Below are 24,090 nucleotides of genomic sequence, written 5' to 3'. Positions count from 1 at the left end.
GATTGAACCAGTCGATACGACGCTAGAATTAGTTCTAGCTCAGCACCAGTGCACTTTGGGGGACATCAGTGAGTGACATCGCGTTGACCGCCGTCGAATACGAGCGGGTTTTCGCAGTCCTCGATCGCTGCGATTCGGTGCGAACGGTGACGGAGTTCCGGGACGTCATAGTCGAGGCGATACCCGCAGCATTCCCCATCCGGCACGCATCCTGTTTCGTAGGCGACACCTTCGAGAGCCAGTTCACCGACCGGAACGCCACGGTCACAGCTGCCGGCTCCGGCTCCGGCAGCTGGGAGACGATCAAGGCGAATTACCAAGAACATTGGGCACGCCACGACGTATTCAATCTCCCGCAAGCACGGCAGCAGCTCCAATCGACAAGAGTCGCGTCACTTTCCGAGTTGGGCGGGCTACCCAAGCCTGCGGCGGTTTACGTTCACGAATATCTTCATCCGCACCAGATGCATTCGATCACTGCGATGCACCTCGATCTCGCGGCGGGCGGGCATGCACTGATCGGGCTGTTCGATCCCGACAAAGATGCGATAAGGCCGAAAGATCTTCTGGCTCTTCGACTCTTGGCCCGGCAGCTCTCGATACTCACTCGCGGCCTCCAGACCCTGCCAGGACTCGACCTGTTTGCAAAGCTCACGGCACGCCAACGAGAGGTAGCAACATTGGTCGCCGACGGCCGCAGTAATGCCTCGATCGCCGGGCAACTGAATCTCACCCAGGACACCGTCAAGAAGTACGTCAGCCGAATCCTTGCTGCGACCGGATGCGCGTCCCGCACCGAGCTGGCGATCGATGTTCGACGCCAATCTTTCTGATCAGTCGCCACTCGGATAAACCGGCTTCACGAAAAACCGCACCCCACCGTCGTGGTGGGGTGCGGTTTTGTCTTATCTCGTGCGACTAGCGCTGCGGAGCCGCCGTCGGGAGGATCGGAGCCGGAAGCGCCGTCTCACCTTCGAGGTAGGTGTCCACAGCGGCTGCTGCGGAACGCCCTTCGGCGATGGCCCAGACGATCAGGGACTGACCGCGGCCCATGTCGCCGGCCACGAAGACACCGTCGACGTTGGTGTTCCACTTGGACGTACGGGCGACGTTGCCGCGCTCGTTCAGGTCGACACCGAGATCGGTGAGCAGACCCGGCTTTTCGGGTCCGACGAAGCCCATCGCCAGGAACACGAGGTCGGCTTCGAGCTCGAAGTCCGAGCCCTCGACCTTCTCGAAGCGACCCGACTTCATCTCCACCTCGTGAGCCTTGAGGCCGGTGACCTTGCCGTCTTCACCGACAAACTTCTCGGTGTTGACGGAGAACAGGCGCTCGCCACCCTCCTCGTGAGCCGAAGCCACGCGGTACATCAACGGGTATGTCGGCCACGGAGTCTGCTCGGCGCGAGTCTCCGGCGGGCGCGGCATGATCTCGAACTGATGGACGCTGGCAGCGCCCTGACGGTGCGAGGTACCGAGGCAGTCGGCTCCGGTGTCGCCGCCACCGATGATGACAACCTTCTTGCCCTTGGCATCGATGGTCGGAGCATCGAGATCACCGAGCTGAACGCGGTTGGCGATCGGAAGGTACTCCATAGCCTGGTGGATGCCGTCGAGTTCGCGGCCGGGGATCGGCAGGTCGCGAGCTGCGGTAGCGCCGCCGGCCAGAACCACTGCGTCGAACTGCTCGCGCAGCTCGTCAGCCGTGATGTCCACGCCCACATTGACGTTGGTCTTGAACACGGTGCCTTCGGCTTCCATCTGCTCGAGACGGCGGTCGATGTGACGCTTCTCCATCTTGAACTCGGGGATGCCGTAGCGCAGCAGGCCACCGATGCGGTCAGCCCGCTCGAAGACCGTCACTGCGTGACCGGCGCGGGTCAGCTGCTGCGCTGCAGCCAGACCGGCCGGACCACTGCCGACAACTGCGACGCGCTTGTTGGTGGAACGAGCGGCGCGAACCGGCTTGACCCATCCCTCGTCGAAGGCCTTGTCGATGATCTCGACCTCGACCTGCTTGATGGTGACCGGATCCTGGTTGATGCCCAGGACACAGGACGCCTCACACGGCGCGGGGCACAGGCGACCGGTGAACTCCGGGAAGTTGTTGGTCGCATGCAGACGCTCGATAGCGTCGTGCCAGTGGTCCTTGTACACCAGGTCGTTCCACTCGGGAATCAAGTTTCCGAGAGGGCAACCATTGTGGCAGAACGGAATTCCACAGTCCATGCAACGGCTGGCCTGGGTCTTGAGGTTTTCCTTCGGGAACTCCTCGTACACCTCTTTCCAGTCGAGCAAGCGCAGTGGAACGGGACGACGGACCGGCAATTCGCGCGAACCGTGCTTCAGGAAACCGCTTGGATCACCCACGAGCTGCCTCCATGATTGCCTCGTCGACGTTTGCGCCGCGGATTTCGGCGTCCTTGATTGCCATCAGTACCTTCTTGTAGTCACGCGGCATCACCTTGGCGAAGTGGGTCACCTGCTGGGACCAGTCCGCGAGGATCCGCGCAGCAACCTCGGAACCTGTTTCGTCGCGGTGCCTTTCGATGACACTCTTGAGCCAGACGTACTCGTCGCCCTCGAGGTCCTCGATATCCACCAGTTCGCTGTTGACGTTGGCTTCGAAATCACGGTCCGGATTGAAGACGAAGGCGACGCCACCGGACATGCCGGCACCGAAGTTACGTCCGGTCTTACCGAGAATGACCACCTTGCCGCCGGTCATGTACTCGCAACCATGATCGCCCACACCCTCGACGACGGCAGTGGCGCCGGAGTTACGGACTGCGAAGCGTTCGCCGACGATCCCACGCAGCAGAGCCTCGCCGCTGGTCGCGCCGAACAGGATCACGTTGCCACCGATGATGTTGTCCTCGGCGACAAAGCCTTCCGCTGCGTTGAGCGGCGGGCGTACGACGATGCGTCCACCCGAGAGGCCCTTGCCGACGAAGTCGTTGGCGTCGCCGTTCAGGCGCAGGGTCATACCGCGGGGCACGAAAGCACCGAAGCTGTTACCGGCGGAACCGGTGAACGTGATGTCGATGGTGTTGTCGGGCAAGCCCTCTCCACCGAACGCCTTGGTGACCTCGTGGCCGAGCATGGTGCCGACCGTGCGGTTGACGTTGGTGATCGCGGACTCGAATACGACCGGCTCACCCTTGTCGAGTGCATTGCGAGCCGAGACGATCAGCTGCTGATCGAGCGCCTTGTCGAGGCCGTGATCCTGCGTTCCGGTGCAGTGGACATCCTGATCCATGAACGCGGACTCGACCTGGGTGAGGATCGGCGACAGATCGAGATTGCCTGCCTTGCTTCCCTTCCAGTGATCGAGAGCGCGTGTGGTGTCCAGCATGTCGACCTGGCCGACTGCTTCGAGCAGCGTGCGGAAACCGAGTTCCGCGAGAAGCTCGCGAACCTCTTCGGCGATGAACATGAAGAAGTTCTCGACAAATTCCGGCTTGCCACTGAAACGCTTGCGCAGCACCGGGTTCTGCGTCGCAACACCAACGGGGCAGGTGTCGAGATGGCAGACGCGCATCATGATGCAGCCCGAGACCACCAGCGGTGCGGTGGCGAAACCGAACTCCTCGCCGCCGAGCAGAGCAGCAACAACAACGTCGCGACCCGTCTTGAGCTGGCCGTCGACCTGCACGACGATGCGGTCACGAAGACCGTTGAGCAGCAACGTCTGCTGGGTCTCGGCGAGGCCGAGTTCCCACGGTGCGCCGGCGTGCTTGACGGAGGTCAGCGGGGTGGCACCCGTGCCACCGTCGTGACCGGAGATCAGAACGACGTCGGCATGTGCCTTGGAGACACCGGCCGCGACGGTTCCGACGCCGACCTCGGAGACCAGCTTCACGTGGATGCGGGCCTGCGGGTTGGCGTTCTTCAGGTCGTGGATCAGCTGAGCGAGATCCTCGATCGAGTAGATGTCGTGGTGCGGCGGCGGCGAGATGAGTCCGACGCCAGGCGTGGAGTGCCGAACCTCGGCCACCCACGGGTACACCTTGTGAGCCGGAAGCTGGCCGCCCTCACCGGGCTTGGCTCCCTGCGCCATCTTGATCTGGATGTCGGTGCAGTTGGTCAGGTAGTGCGACGTGACACCGAAGCGTCCCGAAGCGACCTGCTTGATCGCACTGCGACGCGAATCACCGTTCTCGTCCGGCGTGAAGCGTGACGGATGTTCGCCGCCCTCACCGGAATTGGAGCGAGCGCCCAGACGGTTCATCGCGATGGCGAGGGTCTCGTGAGCCTCGGCGGAGATGGAACCGTAGCTCATCGCACCCGTCGAGAAACGCTTGACGATCTCGCTGGCCGGCTCGACCTCGTCGATCGAGATCGACGGCCGCTTGCCGATGTTGAAGTCGAACAGACCACGCAGAGCCGCAAGGCGCTCCGACTGGTCGTTGACCATGGTCGTGTACTCCTTGAACACCTCGTACTGACCGGTGCGAGTTGCATGCTGGAGCTTGAAGACCGTGTCCGGGTTGAACAGGTGGTACTCGCCCTCACGACGCCACTGGTACTCGCCGCCGACCTCGAGCTCGCGGTGAGCGCGCTCTTCCGGACGATCGAGGTACGCGACGCGGTGACGTGCAGCGACATCGGCCGCGATCTGATCGAGGCCGATACCGCCGAGCTGCGACTGCAGTCCGGTGAAGTACTCGTCCGTCAGCTCCTGCGACAGGCCGATGACCTGGAACAGCTGAGCACCGGTGTACGACGCGAGCGTCGAGATGCCCATCTTGGACATCACCTTCAGGACACCCTTGCCGGCTGCCTTGATGTAGTTGGCGATGCCCTTCTCGAGGGTCAGACCCTCGAGTTCCTTGTTCTGCAGGAACTCGTCGATGGTCTCGAAAGCCATGTACGGGTTGACCGCGGCAGCACCGAAGCCGATCAGGAGCGCCATGTGGTGCACCTCGCGGGCGTCGCCGGCCTCGACGATGAGACCGACCTTGGTGCGCGACTTCTCACGAACCAGGTGGTGGTGCACAGCCGAGGTCAGGAGCAGCGACGGGATCGGTGCGTAATCCTCGGTGGACTCGCGATCCGAGAGCACGACGAGGCGTGCGCCACCCGCGATTGCCTGCGAAACCTGGTACTTGATGCCGTCGAGCGCACGACGGATACCGTCGCCGCCTTCCTTGACGGGGTACAGGCCACGGATGACAACGCTGCGGAAGCCGGGGAACTCGCCGTCGTCGTTGACGTGAACAAGCTTCGACAGATCGTCGTTGTGCAGGATCGGCTGCGGGAGCGCGATCTGCTTGCAGGAATCAGCGCTCGGGTGCAGCAGGTCGCCCTCGGGGCCGAGTGTGGCACCGAGGCTGGTGACAACCTCTTCACGAATAGCGTCGAGCGGCGGGTTGGTGACCTGAGCGAACAGCTGCGAGAAGTAGTCGAACAGCATCCGAGGACGTGCGGAGAGCACGGCGATCGGGGTGTCGGTACCCATCGAGCCCAGAGCCTCGGCACCCGAGAGAGCCATCGGCTTGACGAGCAGGTTGACCTCTTCGCTCGTGAAACCGAAGAGCTGCTGACGCAGAACGACCCGCTCGTGCGACATGTACGTGTACGGGCGATCCGGCAGATCGTCCATGTGGATCAGACCTTCGTCGATCCACTGCTGGTACGGGTGCTCGGCAGCGAGTTCGGACTTGAGTTCGTCGTCGCTGATGACCCGGCCCTGAGCCGTGTCCACGAGGAACATGCGGCCGGGCTGCAGGCGGACCTTCTTGACCACGGTGGACGGATCGATCGGCAGAACGCCGACCTCCGACGCCATGACGACAAGGCCGTCTTCGGTGATCCACAGACGCGACGGACGCAGACCGTTGCGGTCCAGCACGGCGCCGATGACGGTGCCGTCGGTGAAGCACACCGACGCCGGTCCGTCCCAAGGCTCCATGAGAGCCGAGTGGTATTCGTAGAACGCCCGACGAGCGGGGTCCATGCTCTCGTGCTTCTCCCAGGCTTCCGGGATCATCATGAGAACTGCGTGCGGCAGGCTGCGGCCGGCGAGGTGCAGCATCTCGAGCACCTCGTCGAAACGAGCGGTGTCGGATGCGCCCTGGGTGCAGATCGGGAAGATCTTCTCGAGGTTCTCGCGGCCACCGAAGACGTCGCTGTCGATGAGGGACTCGCGAGCGCGCATCCAGTTCTCGTTGCCGGTGACCGTGTTGATCTCACCGTTGTGAGCGACCCGACGGAACGGGTGCGCCAGCGGCCACGACGGGAACGTGTTGGTGGAGAAGCGCGAGTGGACGAGGCCCAGCGCGCTCTCGACACGATCGTCCTGCAGATCCAGGTAGAAACCCTTGAGCTGCGGGGTGGTGAGCATGCCCTTGTATACGAAGGTCTGGCCGGAGAGGCTGGGGAAGTACACCGTCTCGCTACCCGGGCCGCCCTTGCCTGCGCCCGCGCTGCCGAGTTCGTGCTCGGTGCGCTTACGCACGACGTAAGCACGACGCTCCAGGTCCATGCCGGTGAACTTGTCACCCTCGGAACCGATAAAGATCTGACGGAACGTCGGCATCGCGTCGCGCGCCAATGCGCCGAGCGACGAGTCGTCGGTTCCGACCTCACGCCAACCGAGAACCGTCAGGCCCTCTTCGACGACGATCTTCTCGACCGCGGCAGCAGCCTCGTGAGCTTCGGCGTCGCCCTGGGGCAGGAATGCGATACCCGTTGCGTACGCGCCTTCGGCGGGCAGCGAGAAGTCCACGACAGCTCGGAAGAACTTGTCAGGAACCTGCAGCAGGATGCCTGCGCCGTCACCCGTGTTGGGTTCGGATCCGGCAGCGCCGCGGTGCTCGAGGTTCACCAGAGCGGTAATCGCCTTTTCGACGATGTCGCGACTGCGGCGACCCTTCATGTCGACAACAAATGCGACTCCACAGGAGTCGTGCTCATTGGACGGGTGATAGAGGCCCTGGGGGCCTGGAAGTTGCTTCATACCCAGCCTTCGTATGCCATAAATATGCACCGACGACCAGCAACGCTGATGGTCATCAACTTGCAATGCAAGTTCGTAAGCACCGGCACGACGATGTGTCCGGCACAGTCGGTTGAAACTTCTGCGAGTCAACCGTGTAACGAAAACGATAATTCAGAACCCCAGCATGCGCGCAACTAAGGTAGCCCTATATTTGCTCTGAACTGCGGCGATGCAGGACGCCCGAGAGCGCCTCGGAAAGATTCAGGGCTGCGTTCGTGCAGAAAAGTTCCGCTTCACAGGATACCGAATCCCCAGGCAACCGGCCTAAAAGTGCGATAAATGCAACAACTGGCCGCAGCGATAAAGATCAGCTGCGGCCAGTGTGTCTGAAACTGTAGCAAAAGTTGATCGATCAACCAAGGGCTGCTGCGGCATCAATTGTTAACGGAATCTCATTCGTGTGATTTCCCTACGCTCCCTGCGATTTCCGTACGCTCAGCCGCATGACAACAGCGGTGGTCGTGGGCAGCGGCCCCAACGGACTGGCGGCAGCAATCGAACTCGCCCGACACGGTATCGCGGTCCACGTCATCGAAGGCGCCGACAAGATCGGCGGCGGCACCCGCAGCAGTGAATACATTGTCGACGGACTCATCCACGACGACTGCGCGGGCTTCCACCCCACCGCGCTGGCATCACCGTTCTTCCGCGGGCTCGACCGGGAATTCGGCTTCGCCGATCACGGATTGGAGTGGCTCTGGCCCGAAATCGATCTGGTCCATCCACTCGACGACGGGACCGCCGGGGTTCTGTGGCGCGATATCGACCGAACTGCCGACGAGATGGGCGTCGACGGTAAGCGGTGGCGCTCGGTATTCGGGTATCTGTCGGAGCACTTCGACGCGTTGGTCGAGGACGTCTTTCAACCGATCGTCCATATCCCGAAACACCCGCTGATACTGGCCAGGTTCGGCGCCGGCGCGATTCTCCCCGCAGCTGGTTTCGCACGTATGTGGAAGACCCCACAGGCCCGGGCGCTGTTCGGTGGCAGCGCCGCGCACATGTTCGGTGCGCTGACTACCCCACTGTCCAGTGCGGGCGGACTCATGCTCACCGCAGGCGCCCACGCACACGGCTGGCCAGTCGCCCGCGGCGGCTCCGGCTCTATTGCCGCTGCTCTGACCTCCATTCTGCGCAGCCTCGGCGGCACCGTCGAAACCGGAAACCGGGTCACCGACTTCTCCTCGTTGGCCGGCTACGACATCGTGATGCTCGACCTCGCACCCGACGCCGCCGCTCGACTCCTCGACGGCCATCAGCCCGATCGAATTGCGCGGGCCTACCGCAAGTACCGCTACGGACCCGCCGCCTACAAAGTCGACTACGCCGTGCGCGGCGACTCCGACGGAAGCGTCGTACCGTGGACGAATCCACACGCCCGAAAAGCCGGCGCCTTGCATCTCGCCGGATCGATGCCGGAAATCGCCGCCGTCGAACGTCAGACCGCCCAGGGTGAAATGCCCTCAGCACCATTCATTCTCGTGGGTCAGCAGTTCCTGGCCGACCCATCACGATCAGTGGGAGACATCCACCCACTCTGGTCGTATGCACATGTCCCGCATGGATATTCGGGTGATGTCACCGAGTCCGTCACTCGGCAGATCGAACGCTTCGCACCCGGTTTCCGGGACCGGATCGTCGGCGTGCATGTTCGCAACGTCCCGCAGATGGAGGCCTACAACCCCAATTACGTCGGCGGGGACATTTCTGCCGGAGCAAACACACCGAGGCAGCTCATCGCCCGCCCCAGGTTCGGGTTGGATCCTTATGCCACCGGAGTTCCTGGTGTCTTCCTCTGCTCGTCCGCAACTCCCCCGAGCGGTGGCGTCCACGGGATGTGCGGCTACAACGCGGCGCAGTCGGCGCTGAAGACCAGGAACTGAAACGTCCCCGCGGGGACGTTATTTCGAATAAATACATCGCGCCGACTGATTAACGTCTGCTAGCTTCGGGCCATGGGTTCACTCAACTACTAGTACGGGACGCTGCGTCGAGTCTTCTCCGCAGCGGGTCTCGAACACGCCGACCGACCAGGTCGTAGCCGGCGCGTCGCCCTCCCGTACATCCTGCGCTCGACTACGCGCGCACAAGAGAAGAAGTACAACCATGAACTGCGTCATTCGTGGCGGCACCGTCCGCTTCGCCGAACGCGTTGTCCTGCGCGACATTGATCTTGTCATCGGTGAGACTGATCGTGTCGCAGTAATCGGCGACAACGGCGCCGGAAAGTCCACGCTCCTCGGCATACTCGCGGGCACAGTAGCGATGACTTCAGGTGAAAAGCAGATCGAACTCCCTGGTGGCATTGCCATGGCGGAGCAACGACCAACCTTTGCTCCCGAAGCGACAATCGCTGATGCAATCGACACACTTCTCGCAGACCTGCGGCAGATCGAGTCCGAATTGAAGGCAACCGCCGAAGATCTCGCCCATGCTGCGATCGTCGAACAACCCGAACTCCTGAACCGGCTCGGTGCACTAATGGAGCGTTTCGAGTCTCGGGACGGATACCGAGTCGAACAACGGGTCGATGCCGCCCTTGAACAGCTCGGTCTTGGTGGACTCGACCGCACGCGCTTCGTCAGCCAACTCTCCGGCGGCGAACGCGCCAGGCTCGCACTAGCTTCAGCGTTGTCCTCCCGCGCCGAGATGCTGCTGCTCGACGAGCCGACCAACGATCTTGACGACGCCGGCATCAGATGGCTGGAAGATCGCCTCTCGGAGCACCGCGGCGCTCTTGTGGTGGTAAGCCATGATCGCGCGTTCCTCGACCGATTCGCCGACAACATCATTCGCATCGAGGATGGAACACTACGCCGCTACGGAAATGGTTACGCTGGTTACCTTGCCGCACGTGCTGCCGAACAGCGACGAATAGCAAGCGAGTACGAGGCTTGGCAGCATGAAGTTGCACGCCACGACGCACTTGTCACTGCGAATGCGCTTCGCCTTAAAGCGATTCCACGAAAGCAGGAACAGTCAAGCTTTGGCCACGGCGCGTTCCGCGCACGCAGTCGCGATCACGGTGCGACGGGGCGGATCAGGATGGCAAAGGAACGTGTCGCGCGCCTGCACTCCCAACCTGCGGCGCGACCAGCTGACCCGCTCCGATTCGTGCATGCGTTTCCAGGTGACGCATCGCCACCGATCGACGATGCCGCAGACACACTCGTAATCGAGGCAATTGCAGTGCGTCTCGAACCTCACGACTCCATGCCTCGCCTCACACTCAGTTCGCTCGAGGTGCATGCGGGCGATCGATGGCTCATTTCCGGGCCGAACGGCGTCGGCAAGACCACGCTGCTGCGTGTGCTCGCCGGAGAACTTGCGCCCACCACTGGCACGCTGTGGCAGCGGTCCGGCCTTCGCGTGGCCTGGTTACGTCAAGATGTGGCGTCCAGTTCTCGACAGAACGTCCTCGACGCCTTTGCCAGTGCCACAGGCAATTATCGCGATGACGCCGCCCAGGCACTACTGCGACTCGGACTGTTCCATCCCGACGATCTGAGTCGCAGTCTGTCGGTTCTTTCCGTCGGTCAACGCAGGCGATTCGAGGTTGCGGTAGCCGTAACCGTGCCGAGTGACGTCCTGCTACTCGACGAGCCCACCAATCACCTTGCCCCGGAATTGGTCGAGCAACTGGAGGACGCACTGAACGACTACCCCGGCGTCGTCATCACCGTGACACACGACCGTCGGTGGCGAGAACGAGCCGAGGCGATCGGGCAGATACGTCACTTGAAAGTAATGTCTGGAGGCAACGTCCTCTGATTCGCGGAAATTGTGGCTGAAACGTCCCCGCGGGGACGTCTTTTCGGACAAAGCGGAGGGATACAACGTTGGACGACCCACCGGAAGAGGCATACGGGCGGGTGACGAATCCGGAGCGATTCGCTCCGTTGATATCGGCTGCCGAAGAGTTGATCCGCGATCTGGTATCCAGGTTCGACGTGACGATTTCCCGCGGTCCAGCGGCGCCGTCGAAGTCGAAGACTGTTGCGATGTTGGAGACGGTGCGGATAACTCCCGTTCGCCGGGACCAAGCACCGCTCACGATCACTTTCACGTCTTTTCCCGGGCTGTACCTCGACGCAGGCGCGTGGCAGCACATCGCGCTCCCCTCCTGCGGATGTGATGCGTGCGGTGAGGATGCCGAAGACGTCGTACGGGAATTGGCTGAATACACAGAAGCTCTGACCGCCGGGCAGCTCTCCGAACGCATCAGTGGCAATCTTCGGCCAGTGCTCGAACATTCCTGGGACGGCAATGGCTGGGGGCGTAGCGGCAAAACGCCTCTGTCCGGGGAGCGAGCCGCTGAGCTTCGGGTCACACCGGTGCAACCGCCAGCGGATGGGCGGTGGAGGCCGTGGTCAACGACGCTGCCCTCTTAGACTGAAATCTCAGACGCGAAAGAGAGGAGGCTGAGGTGGTCGATAAAACCGGGGTAGCCGCTACAACAGTGGCCGAGGTGATGGCCGAATTGGCCGCGCTCGAGGATCCGAAGGTCCGCGCGGTGAACGAGAAGCACGGCGACAACCACGGCGTAAACCTCACCAAATTGCGCGCCATCGCGAAGCGGCTGAAGACGCAGCAGGAACTCGCACAACAGCTTTGGAAGACGGATGACACCGCGGCTCGCTTGTTGGCGATTCTGATCTGCCGTCCGAAGGCGTTCGACCGCGACGAGTTGGACGCCATGTTGCGGGAGGCCCGCACTCCCAAGGTTCACGACTGGCTCGTGAACTACGTAGTGAAGAAGAACCCGCACTCCGAGGAACTGCGCCTCGCCTGGTCAGGCGATTCGGATCCAGTGGTCGCGAGCGCCGGTTGGGCACTGACCACCGAGCGCGTGGCGAAGAAACCCGAGGGCCTCGACCTAGCGCGTCTGCTCGACGTCATCGAGGCGGAGATGAAGGACGCCCCCGATCGCTTGCAGTGGGCGATGAACCACACCCTGGCTCAGATCGGGATCGAGCACGCCGAGTACCGCGCCCGGGCAATCGACATAGGCGAACGGCTGCGGGTACTCGAGGATTACCCGACTCCCCCGAACTGCACATCTCCGTTTGCACCCATCTGGATCAACGAGATGGTCCGACGACAGAACAACGCGTAATTTCCGGACTACCTCAACCAACAAAAAACGAGGCCACAAACTCGAAAGAGTTTGTGGCCTCGTCTGTGGTGGGCGAAGGGGGACTTGAACCCCCACGTCCCTAAGGACACTGGCACCTGAAGCCAGCGCGTCTGCCATTCCGCCACTCGCCCGAGCAACGTCGAAACATTATCACGACAACATTTGAAACTTCTATTCGTACTGGTCACGGCATGAAACGAAGAACACAGGGTACTTCAGTGGGAGGAACCGATATCATGCAGGAACCAGAGGCAGATACTGCCGAACAGCCGTTTGACAGTACCGTGGAACCTGACAGCAGTTCGAACGACACGCGAGTGGGCGATGCCGGCGCTAGTTGCCGAGCATTTTTCCACCGGGAAATGCGAAGCGAGAGGAGACCCCGATGGGCATCGTTCAGCGTTTTGAGCGAAAGCTTCAAGGAGCTGTCGGCGACGCATTCGCACGTGTCTTCGGCGGCGGCGTCGTACCGCAAGAAGTAGAGGCTGCGCTCCAACAGGAAGCGCGCGACCGCGTCGAGCACCTCGGCGGCGGAATTCTCCTTGCCCCCAACCACTATGTGATCACGATCAACAATTCGGATCACGAGGAGTTGGCGGCCGACCGCGACCTCACTATCAAGGCTTTCAGCCGGCATCTGCAGGATTTCATCCGAGATCAGGGCTGGCAGACGTATGGCGATATTTCGGTGACTTTCGAGCCCTCGCCTACATTGCATACCGGTCAGTTCCGCACCCGCGGCACTGTCGACCCGGACGACGATGCCGACCAAGCATCGCCCCGGTCCAATGTTCCGCAGGTATCGTCTCGACCGCCACAATCACCTGCACCTATTGTTCCCCTTGTTTCGAATCCAGTCCCGTCACAACCAGGAGCCGGCACCATGACGCAGAACTCAGGCTACGAGTCCAGCCGCGAACCGGCTGGTCGCCAGCCCGATCAGCAGCCGGCGCGCAACGGATACTCACACGACGACGGCAACTACCCGGCACCACGGGGCCAGGAAGCGCCGCCGCAGAACGGGTACGACCGCGGCGACGGTTACCGCACCGGTGACGATCAGCCGCAGCAGGCGCCCTACGACCAGGGCGGGTACAACCAGCAGGGCTATCAGCAGCAGCCGTACAACAACAACCAGCAGGCGTATCAAGGCAGCTACGACCAGCAGGGTTACCAGCAGCAGCCCTACGACGCTCAGCAGGGCGGCTACCAGCAGCCTGCCTACGATCAGCAGTCCTACGACCAGGGCGGTTACAACCAGCAGGCGTACCAGGGTGGTTACGACCAGCAGGGTTACCAGCAGCAGCCGTACGACGCCCAGTCTTACGATCAGGGCAGCTACGACCAGCAGGGTTACCAGCAGCAGCCGTACGACGCTCAGTCTTACGATCAGGGCAGCTACGACCAGCAGGCATACAACAATCAGGGCGGCAACTACGACCAGACACAGTCGTACGCCCAGCAGGGTTACAACCAGGGTGGTTACGCGCCCGCAGCCCCGCAGGCTGCTGTGACGGCAACCCTCCAGCTCGAGGACGGCAGTGGACGCCACTTCCAGCTCCGCGATGGCAGCAACATCATCGGCCGCGGCCAGGAAGCACAGTTCCGTCTTCCCGACACCGGTGTTTCACGTCGTCACATCGACATCCGCTGGGACGGCCGGACGGCAATGCTGTCCGATCTCGGTTCCACGAACGGCACCACAGTTAACGGGGCGCCGGTTCAGGACTGGCAACTCGCCGACGGCGACATCATTCGCGCTGGTCACTCCGAGATCTTGGTCCGTATCCTCTGAGTGTGACGAAGGTTGCTGGCGAATATTCCGATAACAATCGAACATAGGGCGGTCCGTCGGCGCGCCTCCGGCACTCCATGTCAGTATCGTGATCTTTCGGGGCCCCGTGCCCCATATGATGCTGCCAGTCGACAACGCTCGAACCCTTGCTGCGGCGGGGATCGAGCCATAGAAGGAGGTGGACAGCCGTGCAGGGCCTGATTCTGCAACTCACACGGGCAGGCTTTCTGCTCCTCTTGTGGCTGTTCGTCTGGGCAGTCCTGCGCACGCTGCGGTCGGATATCTACGCCGGCTCCGGAGTGCGTGTTCCTCAGCGGTACACACGCGCCGGGAAAGTCCTCCCCTCCCTCGGTAAAACGAAAGTGCCTCGCTATCTGGTCGTCACACAGGGCGCTCTCGCCGGCACTCGCATCACGTTGGGTTCGCAACCCGTCATGATCGGTCGCGCCGACGATTCCACGCTGGTCCTGACCGATGACTACGCGTCGACGCGCCATGCGCGGCTCTCCCAACGCGGGGCCGACTGGTACGTCGAAGATCTTGGTTCCACCAACGGCACTTACCTGGACCGCGCCAAGGTCACCACGGCTGTGCGGGTCCCGTTGGGTACCCCGGTCCGTGTCGGCAAGACGGTAATCGAGTTACGCCCGTGACCCTTGTTCTCCGCTACGCGGCGCGCAGCGACCGTGGTCTGGTGCGCTCCAACAACGAAGATTCCGTGTACGCGGGCGCTCGCCTCCTGGCTCTGGCCGACGGTATGGGCGGCCACGCGGCCGGTGAAGTTGCGTCGCAGCTGATGATCGCGGCACTTGCCCATCTCGACGACGACGAGCCCGGCGAGGATCTGCTCGGCAAGCTAGAGGTGGCAACGCGTGAGGGCAACGACTCCATTGCCGATCATGTCGAGGAAGAACCTGAACTCGACGGCATGGGGACAACGCTCACCGCGATTCTCTTCTCGGGCAGCAAGCTCGGCCTGGTGCATATCGGTGACTCGCGCGCGTATCTGCTGCGCGACAACCATCTGACGCAGATCACCCGCGACGACACTTTTGTTCAGTCCTTGGTCGACGAGGGCCGGATCACAGCAGAACAGGCACACACTCACCCGCAGCGGTCGCTGATCATGCGCGCGCTGACGGGCAACGAGATCGAGCCGACGCTCACCATGCGCGAAGCCCGCGCCGGCGACCGCTATCTCCTGTGCTCCGACGGATTGTCCGACGTGGTCAGCGACGAAACCATCGAGAACACGATGCGCGAGGGCTCGCAGGAAGAGTGCGCGGACCGACTCATCGAGTTGGCCCTGCGCAGCGGCGGTCCGGACAACGTCACCGTCGTCGTGGCCGACGTCATCGACCTCGATTACGGACAGTCACGTCCCATCGTCGCGGGCGCCGCGTCCACCGAGGAAGAAGAGTTCACTCCTCCTCCCAATACCGCTGCCGGACGCGCTGCCGCTATGCGTCCACCGCGCGCGACACCCAAACGTGTTGTTTCCCAGCCTGAACCCGAGCCGAAGAAGAAGCGGAACCGGTTGTGGTGGGTGGTTATCGCCGTTGTGCTGCTCGCGGTGATCGGAGTTGGCGCCGTCATCGGACGCACCGTTATCCGCAACAACTACTACGTCGGCGCCGACGAGGGCCGCGTCACGGTGCTGCGCGGAATTCCCGGTTCCGTCCTCGGTTACTCGCTGCAGGAAGCTGACCTGATCGGGTGCGTCGGCGACGACGACGTCCTGACGCTTGTCTCCCCGAACGAGATCCCGAGCGATTGCAACGTCCTCGAGGTGACCGATCTGCAACCGTCGGCGCAGGAACAGGTCAGGGCCGGGCTGCCGTCTGGCAATCGTACGGACGCGCAGAGCCAGATGATCCGTCTCATCGGCGGCGACCTTCTGCCTCGTTGTGAATCGATTCCGTCCACCACGACTTCGGCGACTCCGACGCCGCCGCCGGTGGGAACAGCGGTGGTTCCGACTACCGAAGCGCCGCCGCCACCGGTAGAGCCTGTGCCTCCCGTGGCATCAACCACCACTCCGACACCGACCCCGACCGGAATCCCCGGTCAGACTTGCAGGACGGTCAACTGATGTCGTCCAACGCCACTGCTGGGACGGCTTTTCCGAGCCCGCCCGGAGGTTTTGCTCCGGCGCCGGTCCAGTCCACTCGGCGCAACATGGAACTGATGCTGCTCGGGTTTGCCGTCATCATCACCACGGTGTCACTGCTGCTGGTGGAGGCAAGCCAGGAGCAGAAGATCACTCTGGATCTGGCGAAGTACGCGCTCGCGTACACGGGTCTGTTCCTGATTGCACACTTGGCGATCAGGCGATATGCGCCGTACGCGGATCCGTTGCTGTTGCCGATCGTGGCATTGCTCAACGGCCTCGGCCTGGTCCTGATTCACCGTCTGGACCTGGCCGACCAACAGACTGCGCTGTACAACGGCGTCGAAGCACCATCGCCGGACGCTAACCAGCAGGTCATGTGGACGGCCTTGGCGATTGCGGGTTTTGTTCTGCTGCTGGTGTTCTTGAGGGACTACCGGTTGATGGCCCGGTTCAGCTACACGCTGGGTCTGGCCGGACTGGTGTTTTTGGCGATCCCGGCAATCCTGCCGGCGAAGTTCTCGAGTGTGAACGGCGCGAAGATCTGGATTCGCCTGCCCGGATTCAGTATTCAGCCTGGTGAGTTCGCCAAGATCCTGCTGATCATCTTCTTTGCGTCGGTCCTGGTTGCCAAGCGCGATCTGTTCACCACGGCCGGCAAGCACTTCCTCGGCATGGACTTTCCGCGTGCCCGCGATCTCGGTCCGATCCTGCTCGCCTGGATCGTGTCCGTCGGGGTGCTCGTGTTCGAGACCGACCTCGGTACGTCGTTGCTGCTGTTCAGCACGGTGCTGGTGATGCTGTACATCGCCACCGAGCGCGTGGGGTGGCTCGTGATCGGTGGCGGTTTGCTCGCCATCGGATTCTTCTTCGCCTACAAGATGTTCGGCCACGTCCGCGTGCGCGTCGACACGTGGCTCGATCCGCTCGGCGACTACGCCAACACCGGTTATCAGATTTCGCAGTCGCTGTTCGGCCTGGCCACGGGCGGTATCGCCGGTACAGGCTTGGGCAGTGGCCGGCCCAATCAGGTGCCGTTCGCCAAGACCGACTTCATCATCGCGACCATCGGCGAAGAGTTGGGGCTCATCGGCCTGGCTGCTGTCTTGATGTTGTTCCTGATCCTGATCGTTCGCGGCTTGCGTACCGCTTTGGCTGTGCGTGACAGCTTCGGCAAGCTGCTTGCCGCCGGCTTGTCGTTCACCATCGCGATCCAGATCTTTGTCGTCGTCGGCGGCGTCACCAAGCTGATTCCGCTCACAGGTTTGACGACGCCATTCATGTCGTACGGCGGTTCGTCGCTTCTCGCGAACTACCTCCTGATGGCCATCCTCATCCGAATCTCCGACGCGGCCCGCGCGCCGGTAGTTGCCAAGAAGAAGGGTCCGCCCCCTATCGCCGACGCCAATACCGAGATGATGCCGCGCGTATGAACATTCCCCTACGCCGCGTCGCGATGGCCGTCATGTTGATGGTTGTCGCACTCCTCGCCAACGCGACTTACGTTCAGGTCATCAAAGCCGATGACCTGCGGGCCGACCCCCGCAACTCGCGGGTGCTGCTCGACGAGTACTCACGCCAGCGCGGTCAGATCTCCGCTGCCGGTCAGGTACTGGCCTCGTCCAGCATCACCGAGGATCGGTACAAGTACCTGCGCGAATACCCCAATCCGTACCCGTACGCGCCGGTGACCGGCTTCTACTCGATGCAGTACGGCAGCACCGGCCTCGAGCGCACCGAAGATCCGATCCTCAACGGTTCGGACAACCGGTTGTTCAGCCAGCGATTCTTCGATCTGGTGTCCGGTCGCGATCCGCGCGGCGGAAACGTGGTGACAACTCTCAATCCGGCAATGCAGCAGGTTGCCTACGACCAGTTGACCAGCAAGGGCTACACCGGTTCCGTCGTTGCGATCGAGCCGAGCACCGGCCGAATCCTGAGCATGGTGAGCACACCGAGCTACGACCCGAACCTGCTTGCGGGCCACGACGGCGCCGAGACGACAAAAGCGTGGGACGAACTGAACGCTGACCCAGCCGATCCGTTGGTGAACCGGGCTATTTCCCAGACCTACCCGCCCGGCTCGACGTTCAAGGTGATCACCACCTCGGCTGCGCTCACGAACGGTGCTACCCCGGAGGATCAGTTGACCGCAGCGCCGCAGATCACGCTGCCCGGAACCAGCACCACGCTCGAGAACTACAACGGAAGCACCTGCGGATCCAATCCGACGGCGTCGCTGCGTGACGCGTTTGCGCGTTCCTGCAACACCGCATTCGTCGAGCTGGGTATCAAGGACGGCGCCGACGCCATCAAGGACGAAGCCAAGGCATTCGGCATCGGCCCCAACACTCCCGCCATCCCGTTGTCGGTCGCAGACAGCACCGTCGGCGACATCCCCGACGACGCGGCCCTCGGACAGACCAGTATCGGTCAACGCGACGTCGCTGTGACGCCGCTCGAGAATGCCGTGATCGCCGCTACCGTCGCCAACGGTGGTGTGCGGATGGCTCCCAATCTGATTTCCCAACTGCAGGCACCGGACCTGACCGAACTCAGTGCACCGGCCCCGGTATCGATGGGCCAGGCGATTTCACCGACGGTGGCGGCAACTCTGACCGATCTGATGATCGGCTCGGAGAACTTCACCGGCGGCGAGGGCAAGATCCCCGGCGTCCAGATCGCATCCAAGACAGGCACCGCCGAGCATGGCGTGAATCCGCGCGAAACACCGCCGCATGCCTGGTACATCGCGTTTGCACCGGCTCAGAATCCGACGGTTGCAGTCGCCGTCATCGTCGAGAACGGTGGCGACCGCGGACTTGCCGCTACCGGTGGCTCGGTGGCTGCACCGATCGGTCGAGCAGTTATCGCAGCCGGAATACAAGGGGGCTGAACCATGGCGTTGAACAATGGCGCTTTGATCGCCGATCGTTACCGACTGAACCGTCTCATCGCCACCGGCGGTATGGGACAGGTCTGGGAAGCCACGGATTCCCGGCTCAATCGACGCGTTGCCGTCAAGGTACTCAAGTCCGAGTTCTCGTCCGATCCGGAGTTCTTGGAACGTTTCCGGTTCGAGGCGCGCACCACAGCGCAGCTAAATCATCCTGGCATTGCCGGTATTTACGATTACGGCGAGACGCGGGACAGCTCAGGCGATTCCACTGCCTACCTGGTGATGGAACTGGTCAACGGCGAACCGCTCAATGCCGTGTTGGCGCGCGTCGGCCGTCTTGCGGTTCCGCATGCGCTGGACATGCTCGAGCAGACCGGTCGGGCGCTGCAGGTTGCGCACGATGCAGGTGTGGTGCACCGGGACGTCAAGCCGGGCAACATCCTCATCACACCCGCAGGTCAGGTCAAGATCACCGATTTCGGTATCGCGAAGGCCGTCGAGAGCGCGCCTGTCACGCGCACCGGAATGGTGATGGGCACCGCCCAGTACATCGCTCCCGAGCAGGCCCTCGGGCAGGACGCCACGTCGGCCAGTGACGTGTACTCGCTGGGAATCGTTGGTTACGAAGCACTTTCAGGCCGTCGCCCGTTCACCGGCGACGGCGCTTTGACCGTCGCAATGAAGCATGTCCAGGAGATTCCGGCTCCGATGCCGGCCGACCTGGCGCCCAACATCCGCGAACTCATCGACATCACGTTGACCAAGGACCCGGCCGGTCGCTACGCAAACGGTGGCGAATTCGCCGACGCCGTCGCAGCCGTCCGCGCTGGAAGGCGTCCGCCGCCACCAGGATTGGGCCAGGGCGGCACGCTGCCGCCGACGGGCGCCACTCAGATAATGCCCCCGACCGCCGGCTACGCGGGTCCGGCCGCGATGGCCGCTGACGATGCGGCCGCAGCAGGTGGACTGACCAGTGGCCAGAAGGCGATGGCGTGGGCCGGCGGTGGATTGATCGCTCTGGCGTTGATCATCGGCGGCGTGTGGATCGCGACGGACGGCCCTGACAATTCCTCGCCGGCCGTCGTGACGTCGTCGACAACCACGCGTCCCACGACGACAACAACGCGGCCGACGACAACAACGACGCGTCCCACCACCACCACAACCGTCGAGCCGACCACCACGACAACGCGGCCGACGACAACAACGACCGAGCCGACCACCACGACAACAACGGTGCCGACTACGACGACCACCACCGAGCCGACCACCACAACGACCACAACCACCACGACAACTACAACCACCACGACAAACGCTGCAGAAGAACCGCTAGGACAAGACGAATGACGACACCTCGTAATCTCTCCTCCCGATACGAGCTGGGTGAGATTCTCGGCTTCGGTGGAATGTCCGAGGTTCATCTGGCACGCGACCTCCGCCTCAGCCGAGATGTAGCCATCAAGGTCCTGCGGGCCGACCTCGCGCGTGACCCTACGTTCTACCTGCGGTTCCGTCGTGAGGCACACAATGCTGCCGCACTGAATCACCCGGCGATCGTGGCCGTCTACGACACCGGTGAGGCCGAGACCGACGCGGGACCGCTGCCGTACATCGTGATGGAGTACGTCGACGGCGATACCCTGCGTGACATCGTGCGCAGCAACGGCCCGATGGCGCCGCGTCATGCGATGGAAGTGATCGCGGACGTCTGCGCCGCACTCGACTTCAGTCACCGCAACGGCATCGTCCACCGTGACGTCAAGCCGGCCAACATCATGATCAACCGCGCCGGCGCCGTGAAGGTGATGGACTTCGGTATCGCCCGAGCAATCTCCGACGCGTCCAGCCCGATGACGCAGACGGCTGCCGTGATCGGCACCGCCCAGTACCTCTCACCCGAGCAAGCTCGCGGCGAGCAGGTCGACGCACGTTCGGACGTCTACTCGCTCGGCTGTGTGCTGTACGAGGTCCTGACCGGTCAGCCGCCGTTCTCCGGCGACTCTCCCGTTGCCGTGGCGTACCAGCATGTCCGTGAGGATCCGCCGACGCCGTCGGAGATCAACCCCGACATTCCGCGCGAGCTGGATTCGATCATCCTCAAGGCGATGAGCAAGAACCCCGCCAACCGTTACCAGAGCGCGGGCGACATGCGAAGCGATCTGGTTCGGGTGCTTGGCGGCCAGCGTCCGAGCGCGCCGATGGTGATGAACGACGAGGATCGCACCACGATTCTCGGTGCCGTCGGCAGCGAGACCGGAAATCTCCGCACCGCAGCTGATCCCGTTGCTCCCGTCACCACCGCTGCCGCGAGTAGGCGGGCACCGGAGCCGCCGGCCAAGAAGAAAGGTCTGCGCTACGCGTTGATGGGCTTCGCCGCCGTCATCGTCATCGCGTTGATCGGTGCCTTCCTGTGGCAGGTGAACTCGCCGAAGACGGAAACCGTCGCCGTGCCGACTGGCCTGACCAATCAGCCCGCCGATTCCGCGGAGGCGACTCTCCGCAACGCCGGCTTCAACGTCGAGCGGCAGAACAAGACCGACAAGGTTGTTGCGCCGGGCAATGTGATCACCACGCGCCCGGTCGGCGGAGTCAACCTCGAAAAGGGCAGCACCGTCACGCTCGACGTCTCCACCGGACCGGAACAGGTCGCCATCCCGCGCTTGACCGGATTGAGCCAGGACGACGCCGAACGCAAACTCACCGCCATCGGCCTGCGACTCGATCCCACGATCGGTCAGGCCGCGTCGACGATCGCCGAGGTGGACAAGGTTGTCGGTCAAGATCCGGCGGTCGGGGTTTCGGTTGTTCTCGATTCGGCTGTCTCGATCACCGTCGGTTCCGGTCCCGAACAGGTCCGCGTTCCCGATGTCACTGGCCAGCGTGAAGAGGTGGCGCGACCCAACATCGAAGGTGCCGGATTTGTCGTTCAGATAACCGAGATCGACTCAGGCCTGCCTGCAGGCCAGGTCGTCTCCACTGATCCCGTCGGTGGAACGTCTGCCACCAAGGGCTCGACGGTGACGCTTCGGGTGTCAAACGGCAACAAGATCGCGATTCCCGATCTCACCAACAAGACCGTCTCCGAAGCGTTGACCACGCTGCGTGCAGCCGGTTGGGCGGGAACGGCCGGCCAGTTGGTGCAGACGCAGACCACCACACTGATACCGGAAATGGTCGGCAAGATTCTCTCGCAGACTCAGCCCGCCGGGTCCGAGATCTCCAAGGACGCGGTCGTCACGGTCAGTGTGGGAGCGTTGGGAATTCCCAACCGATAGGTCAGAGTCGGTAGATCAGAGTATTGCCGGCAGGGCTCCACCGAGCGCCGACGCGACCTCAGCTTCGAGGGCCGCGACAAGCGCTTCCGGTGGAGCCTCGCCGCATACCGTCAACCAGTTGGCCAGCATCCGATGCCCACCCTGTGTGAGGACGGATTCGGGGTGGAACTGCACGCAGTGAATGGGAAGTTCGCGGTGGCGCATCGCCATCACGACGCCACTCTCGGTGTGCGCGGTGATTTCCAGTTCGTCGGGAATGGTGTCCTCGAGAACCGTCAGTGAGTGGTAGCGCGTCGCAGTGAACGGATTGGGCAAACCGGCCAGAACGCCGACGTTCGTGTGAAGAACCTTGCTCGTTTTTCCGTGCAACAACTCCGGTGCACGGTCCACGGTGGCACCGAAAGCCGCGCCGATCGCCTGATGGCCGAGGCAGACACCGAGTACCGGCGTCTTGGTTTCGGCACATACCTTCACCAGGTCCATGGTCACTCCCGCACGCTGCGGAGTGCCGGGGCCGGGGCTCAGGAGAATGCCGTCGAACTGCTCTGCAGCCGCATGAAGCCCGCCCGGAGCGGTCAGTCGCGGATCGTCGTTACGCCACACCACGGCTTCGGTTCCGAGCTGACCCAGGTACTGAACCAGGTTGAACACAAAGCTGTCGTAGTTGTCGACGACGAGAATCCTCATAGGAGCAGGGTAAACGCCCGAGCTAACCGCCGGTGTACGCGGGCACTGTGATCTCGCCCGAACTCGCCTGGGTATAGCCGAGACCGAACCTGGTGGCGTACTGCTTGAACACGCGAATTCCCGGTTCGCCGGCCAACGCCGCCTCGAGCTGTTCGGTGTTGCCGATCGCTCGCATCACGTACGGCGGGCTGTACGTCCGACCATGCAGGAGCAGCGTGTTGCCGATACACCGCGGCGCCGACGTGTTCACGATTCGCTGGTCCTGCATCCCGACCGCTTCGGCTCCGCCCGCCCACAGAGCGTTCAGGACACTCTGGACGTCCTGCTGATGGACCACGAGGTCGTCCGGGGTGGCGTCGACGGGATACTTGCCATCCGCATTGCGCGGAGCGTCGGTCATGGTGACGACTACACCGGGACCGGTCATGGCCGTCAGACCCGCGTCGACGGCCATCGCGTCGAGTTGCGCAAGCGCCTCGGCAACGCCGTCGTCGGACCGCGCGGCCTCCACTTGCAGTTCATTCAGTTGCGCCGAGAGTTCGTCGCGCGTCGAGGAGATACCGTCGGCGTTTGCCTGTGCGCTGCGCACAAGATCGGAGAGCCTGGTGCTGTCGGTGACCTGAAGCTGATTTTCTTCGGCCGAACGCGAAGCGGTGGCGACCATCAGTCCCGCCACGAGGCAGACAACAAGGACACCGACGCGCCAGAAGGTGCGTGACCCGGTGTTGCGTGACCCGGTGGACCTGACGGTTTGTCCCACGTCACTCTCCTAGTTCCTGTCCTGGTTCTTCCGCTGTCATGCCCAGTCGGCCCGTGACCGGCCGGACCCAGCTACGTTAGCGTGTAGGTACACATATGCAGGTCACACCGTAAGAGCGAGGACGTTATGCCCAAGTCGAAGGTACGCAAGAAGAACGACTACACGATCAACCCGGCGAACCGCACTCCGGTCAAGGTGAAGATGGGTCCGTCGAGCACGTTGTACGTGTCGGTGATGCTCGGTTTCATGCTTGTCGGATTGGCATGGTTGATTGTGTATTACTTGGCCGCAGATTCGATCACATGGATGAACGACTTGGGAGCGTACAACTTCCTGATCGGCTTCGGTTTCATGGTTGTCGGACTCATCATGACCATGAAATGGCGTTGACCTGCGCGTTCTCGATTTAGTCCTGATCGTG

17 protein-coding genes and 1 tRNA gene are annotated in these 24,090 nt (G+C 62.7%); 13 read left to right on the top strand and 5 right to left on the bottom strand.

Annotated features, from left to right (window positions below):
• The first annotated feature begins 68 nt into the window (after nt 1-68).
• Complete coding sequence (locus tag CJ178_RS20945; RefSeq protein ID WP_045066158.1) at nt 69-833, top strand: helix-turn-helix transcriptional regulator; 765 nt, start codon at nt 69-71, stop codon at nt 831-833.
• An 85-nt stretch (nt 834-918) separates the two neighbouring features.
• On the opposite strand, the gene CJ178_RS20940 is transcribed toward CJ178_RS20945, so the two are convergent.
• Together CJ178_RS20940 and gltB are read right to left on the bottom strand one after the other, a co-directional pair.
• Complete coding sequence (locus CJ178_RS20940; RefSeq protein WP_045066156.1) at nt 919-2,370, bottom strand: glutamate synthase subunit beta; 1,452 nt, start codon at nt 2,368-2,370, stop codon at nt 919-921.
• A complete protein-coding gene (gene gltB, locus CJ178_RS20935) occupies nt 2,363-6,961 on the bottom strand; it encodes a glutamate synthase large subunit (protein WP_095887561.1) in 4,599 nt (1,532 codons plus the stop codon). Before gltB ends, CJ178_RS20940 begins: the two co-directional genes overlap by 8 nt.
• A gap of 485 nt (nt 6,962-7,446) precedes the next feature.
• Between gltB and CJ178_RS20930 the strand changes: the two genes are divergently transcribed.
• The 4 genes from CJ178_RS20930 (at nt 7,447) to CJ178_RS20915 (ending at nt 12,119) form a co-directional block, all read left to right on the top strand.
• Nucleotides 7,447-8,886 (top strand): phytoene desaturase family protein, encoded by a 1,440-nt coding sequence (locus CJ178_RS20930; protein WP_095887560.1) that lies wholly within the window; start codon nt 7,447-7,449, stop codon nt 8,884-8,886.
• Between the two features lie 223 nt (nt 8,887-9,109).
• The gene (gene abc-f, locus CJ178_RS20925) at nt 9,110-10,774 is read left to right on the top strand and encodes a ribosomal protection-like ABC-F family protein (protein ID WP_095887559.1); all 1,665 of its coding nucleotides are present in this window, start codon (nt 9,110-9,112) and stop codon (nt 10,772-10,774) included.
• A gap of 68 nt (nt 10,775-10,842) precedes the next feature.
• Nucleotides 10,843-11,394 (top strand): DUF6226 family protein, encoded by a 552-nt coding sequence (locus tag CJ178_RS32845; protein ID WP_179300790.1) that lies wholly within the window; start codon nt 10,843-10,845, stop codon nt 11,392-11,394.
• Between the two features lie 80 nt (nt 11,395-11,474).
• A complete protein-coding gene (locus CJ178_RS20915) occupies nt 11,475-12,119 on the top strand; it encodes a DNA alkylation repair protein (RefSeq protein ID WP_095888077.1) in 645 nt (214 codons plus the stop codon).
• A 66-nt stretch (nt 12,120-12,185) separates the two neighbouring features.
• On the opposite strand, the gene CJ178_RS20910 is transcribed toward CJ178_RS20915, so the two are convergent.
• Nucleotides 12,186-12,271, bottom strand: a tRNA-Leu gene (locus CJ178_RS20910).
• A gap of 254 nt (nt 12,272-12,525) precedes the next feature.
• Between CJ178_RS20910 and CJ178_RS20905 the strand changes: the two genes are divergently transcribed.
• The 7 genes from CJ178_RS20905 (at nt 12,526) to pknB (ending at nt 22,222) form a co-directional block, all read left to right on the top strand.
• Entirely contained in the window at nt 12,526-13,935 is a 1,410-nt protein-coding gene (locus CJ178_RS20905; RefSeq protein WP_095887558.1) for a DUF3662 and FHA domain-containing protein, read from the top strand.
• Between the two features lie 188 nt (nt 13,936-14,123).
• Complete coding sequence (locus tag CJ178_RS20900) at nt 14,124-14,588, top strand: FHA domain-containing protein FhaB/FipA (RefSeq protein ID WP_033235336.1); 465 nt, start codon at nt 14,124-14,126, stop codon at nt 14,586-14,588.
• Nucleotides 14,585-16,027, top strand: a complete 1,443-nt coding sequence (locus tag CJ178_RS20895; protein WP_095887557.1) for a PP2C family protein-serine/threonine phosphatase — start codon at nt 14,585-14,587, stop codon at nt 16,025-16,027. Before CJ178_RS20900 ends, CJ178_RS20895 begins: the two co-directional genes overlap by 4 nt.
• Nucleotides 16,027-17,478: an FtsW/RodA/SpoVE family cell cycle protein gene (locus tag CJ178_RS20890; protein WP_033235334.1), complete on the top strand. Its 1,452-nt coding sequence runs from the start codon at nt 16,027-16,029 to the stop codon at nt 17,476-17,478. Before CJ178_RS20895 ends, CJ178_RS20890 begins: the two co-directional genes overlap by 1 nt.
• On the top strand, nt 17,475-18,941 hold the full coding sequence (locus tag CJ178_RS20885) for a peptidoglycan D,D-transpeptidase FtsI family protein (protein ID WP_033235333.1): 1,467 nt from the start codon (nt 17,475-17,477) through the stop codon (nt 18,939-18,941). Before CJ178_RS20890 ends, CJ178_RS20885 begins: the two co-directional genes overlap by 4 nt.
• Before the next feature lie 3 nt (nt 18,942-18,944).
• Nucleotides 18,945-20,294, top strand: a complete 1,350-nt coding sequence (locus CJ178_RS20880) for a protein kinase domain-containing protein (RefSeq protein ID WP_033235332.1) — start codon at nt 18,945-18,947, stop codon at nt 20,292-20,294.
• Nucleotides 20,291-22,222 (top strand): Stk1 family PASTA domain-containing Ser/Thr kinase, encoded by a 1,932-nt coding sequence (gene pknB / locus CJ178_RS20875; RefSeq protein WP_033235331.1) that lies wholly within the window; start codon nt 20,291-20,293, stop codon nt 22,220-22,222. Before CJ178_RS20880 ends, pknB begins: the two co-directional genes overlap by 4 nt.
• A gap of 15 nt (nt 22,223-22,237) precedes the next feature.
• On the opposite strand, the gene CJ178_RS20870 is transcribed toward pknB, so the two are convergent.
• Nucleotides 22,238-22,909: an aminodeoxychorismate/anthranilate synthase component II gene (locus tag CJ178_RS20870; RefSeq protein ID WP_045066105.1), complete on the bottom strand. Its 672-nt coding sequence runs from the start codon at nt 22,907-22,909 to the stop codon at nt 22,238-22,240.
• Between the two features lie 22 nt (nt 22,910-22,931).
• Nucleotides 22,932-23,573: a DUF881 domain-containing protein gene (locus tag CJ178_RS20865; RefSeq protein WP_080711785.1), complete on the bottom strand. Its 642-nt coding sequence runs from the start codon at nt 23,571-23,573 to the stop codon at nt 22,932-22,934.
• A gap of 222 nt (nt 23,574-23,795) precedes the next feature.
• Between CJ178_RS20865 and crgA the strand changes: the two genes are divergently transcribed.
• Nucleotides 23,796-24,059 (top strand): cell division protein CrgA, encoded by a 264-nt coding sequence (gene crgA / locus CJ178_RS20860; protein ID WP_033235329.1) that lies wholly within the window; start codon nt 23,796-23,798, stop codon nt 24,057-24,059.
• Nucleotides 24,060-24,090: the final 31 nt, after the last annotated feature.

The organism is Rhodococcus sp. ACPA4 (assembly GCF_002300185.1).
Taxonomy (GTDB): Bacteria; Actinomycetota; Actinomycetes; order Mycobacteriales; family Mycobacteriaceae; genus Rhodococcus_F; species Rhodococcus_F globerula.
The sequence above is the reverse complement of the archived record's forward strand: the minus strand, read 5'-3'. Positions and strand labels throughout refer to the sequence as shown.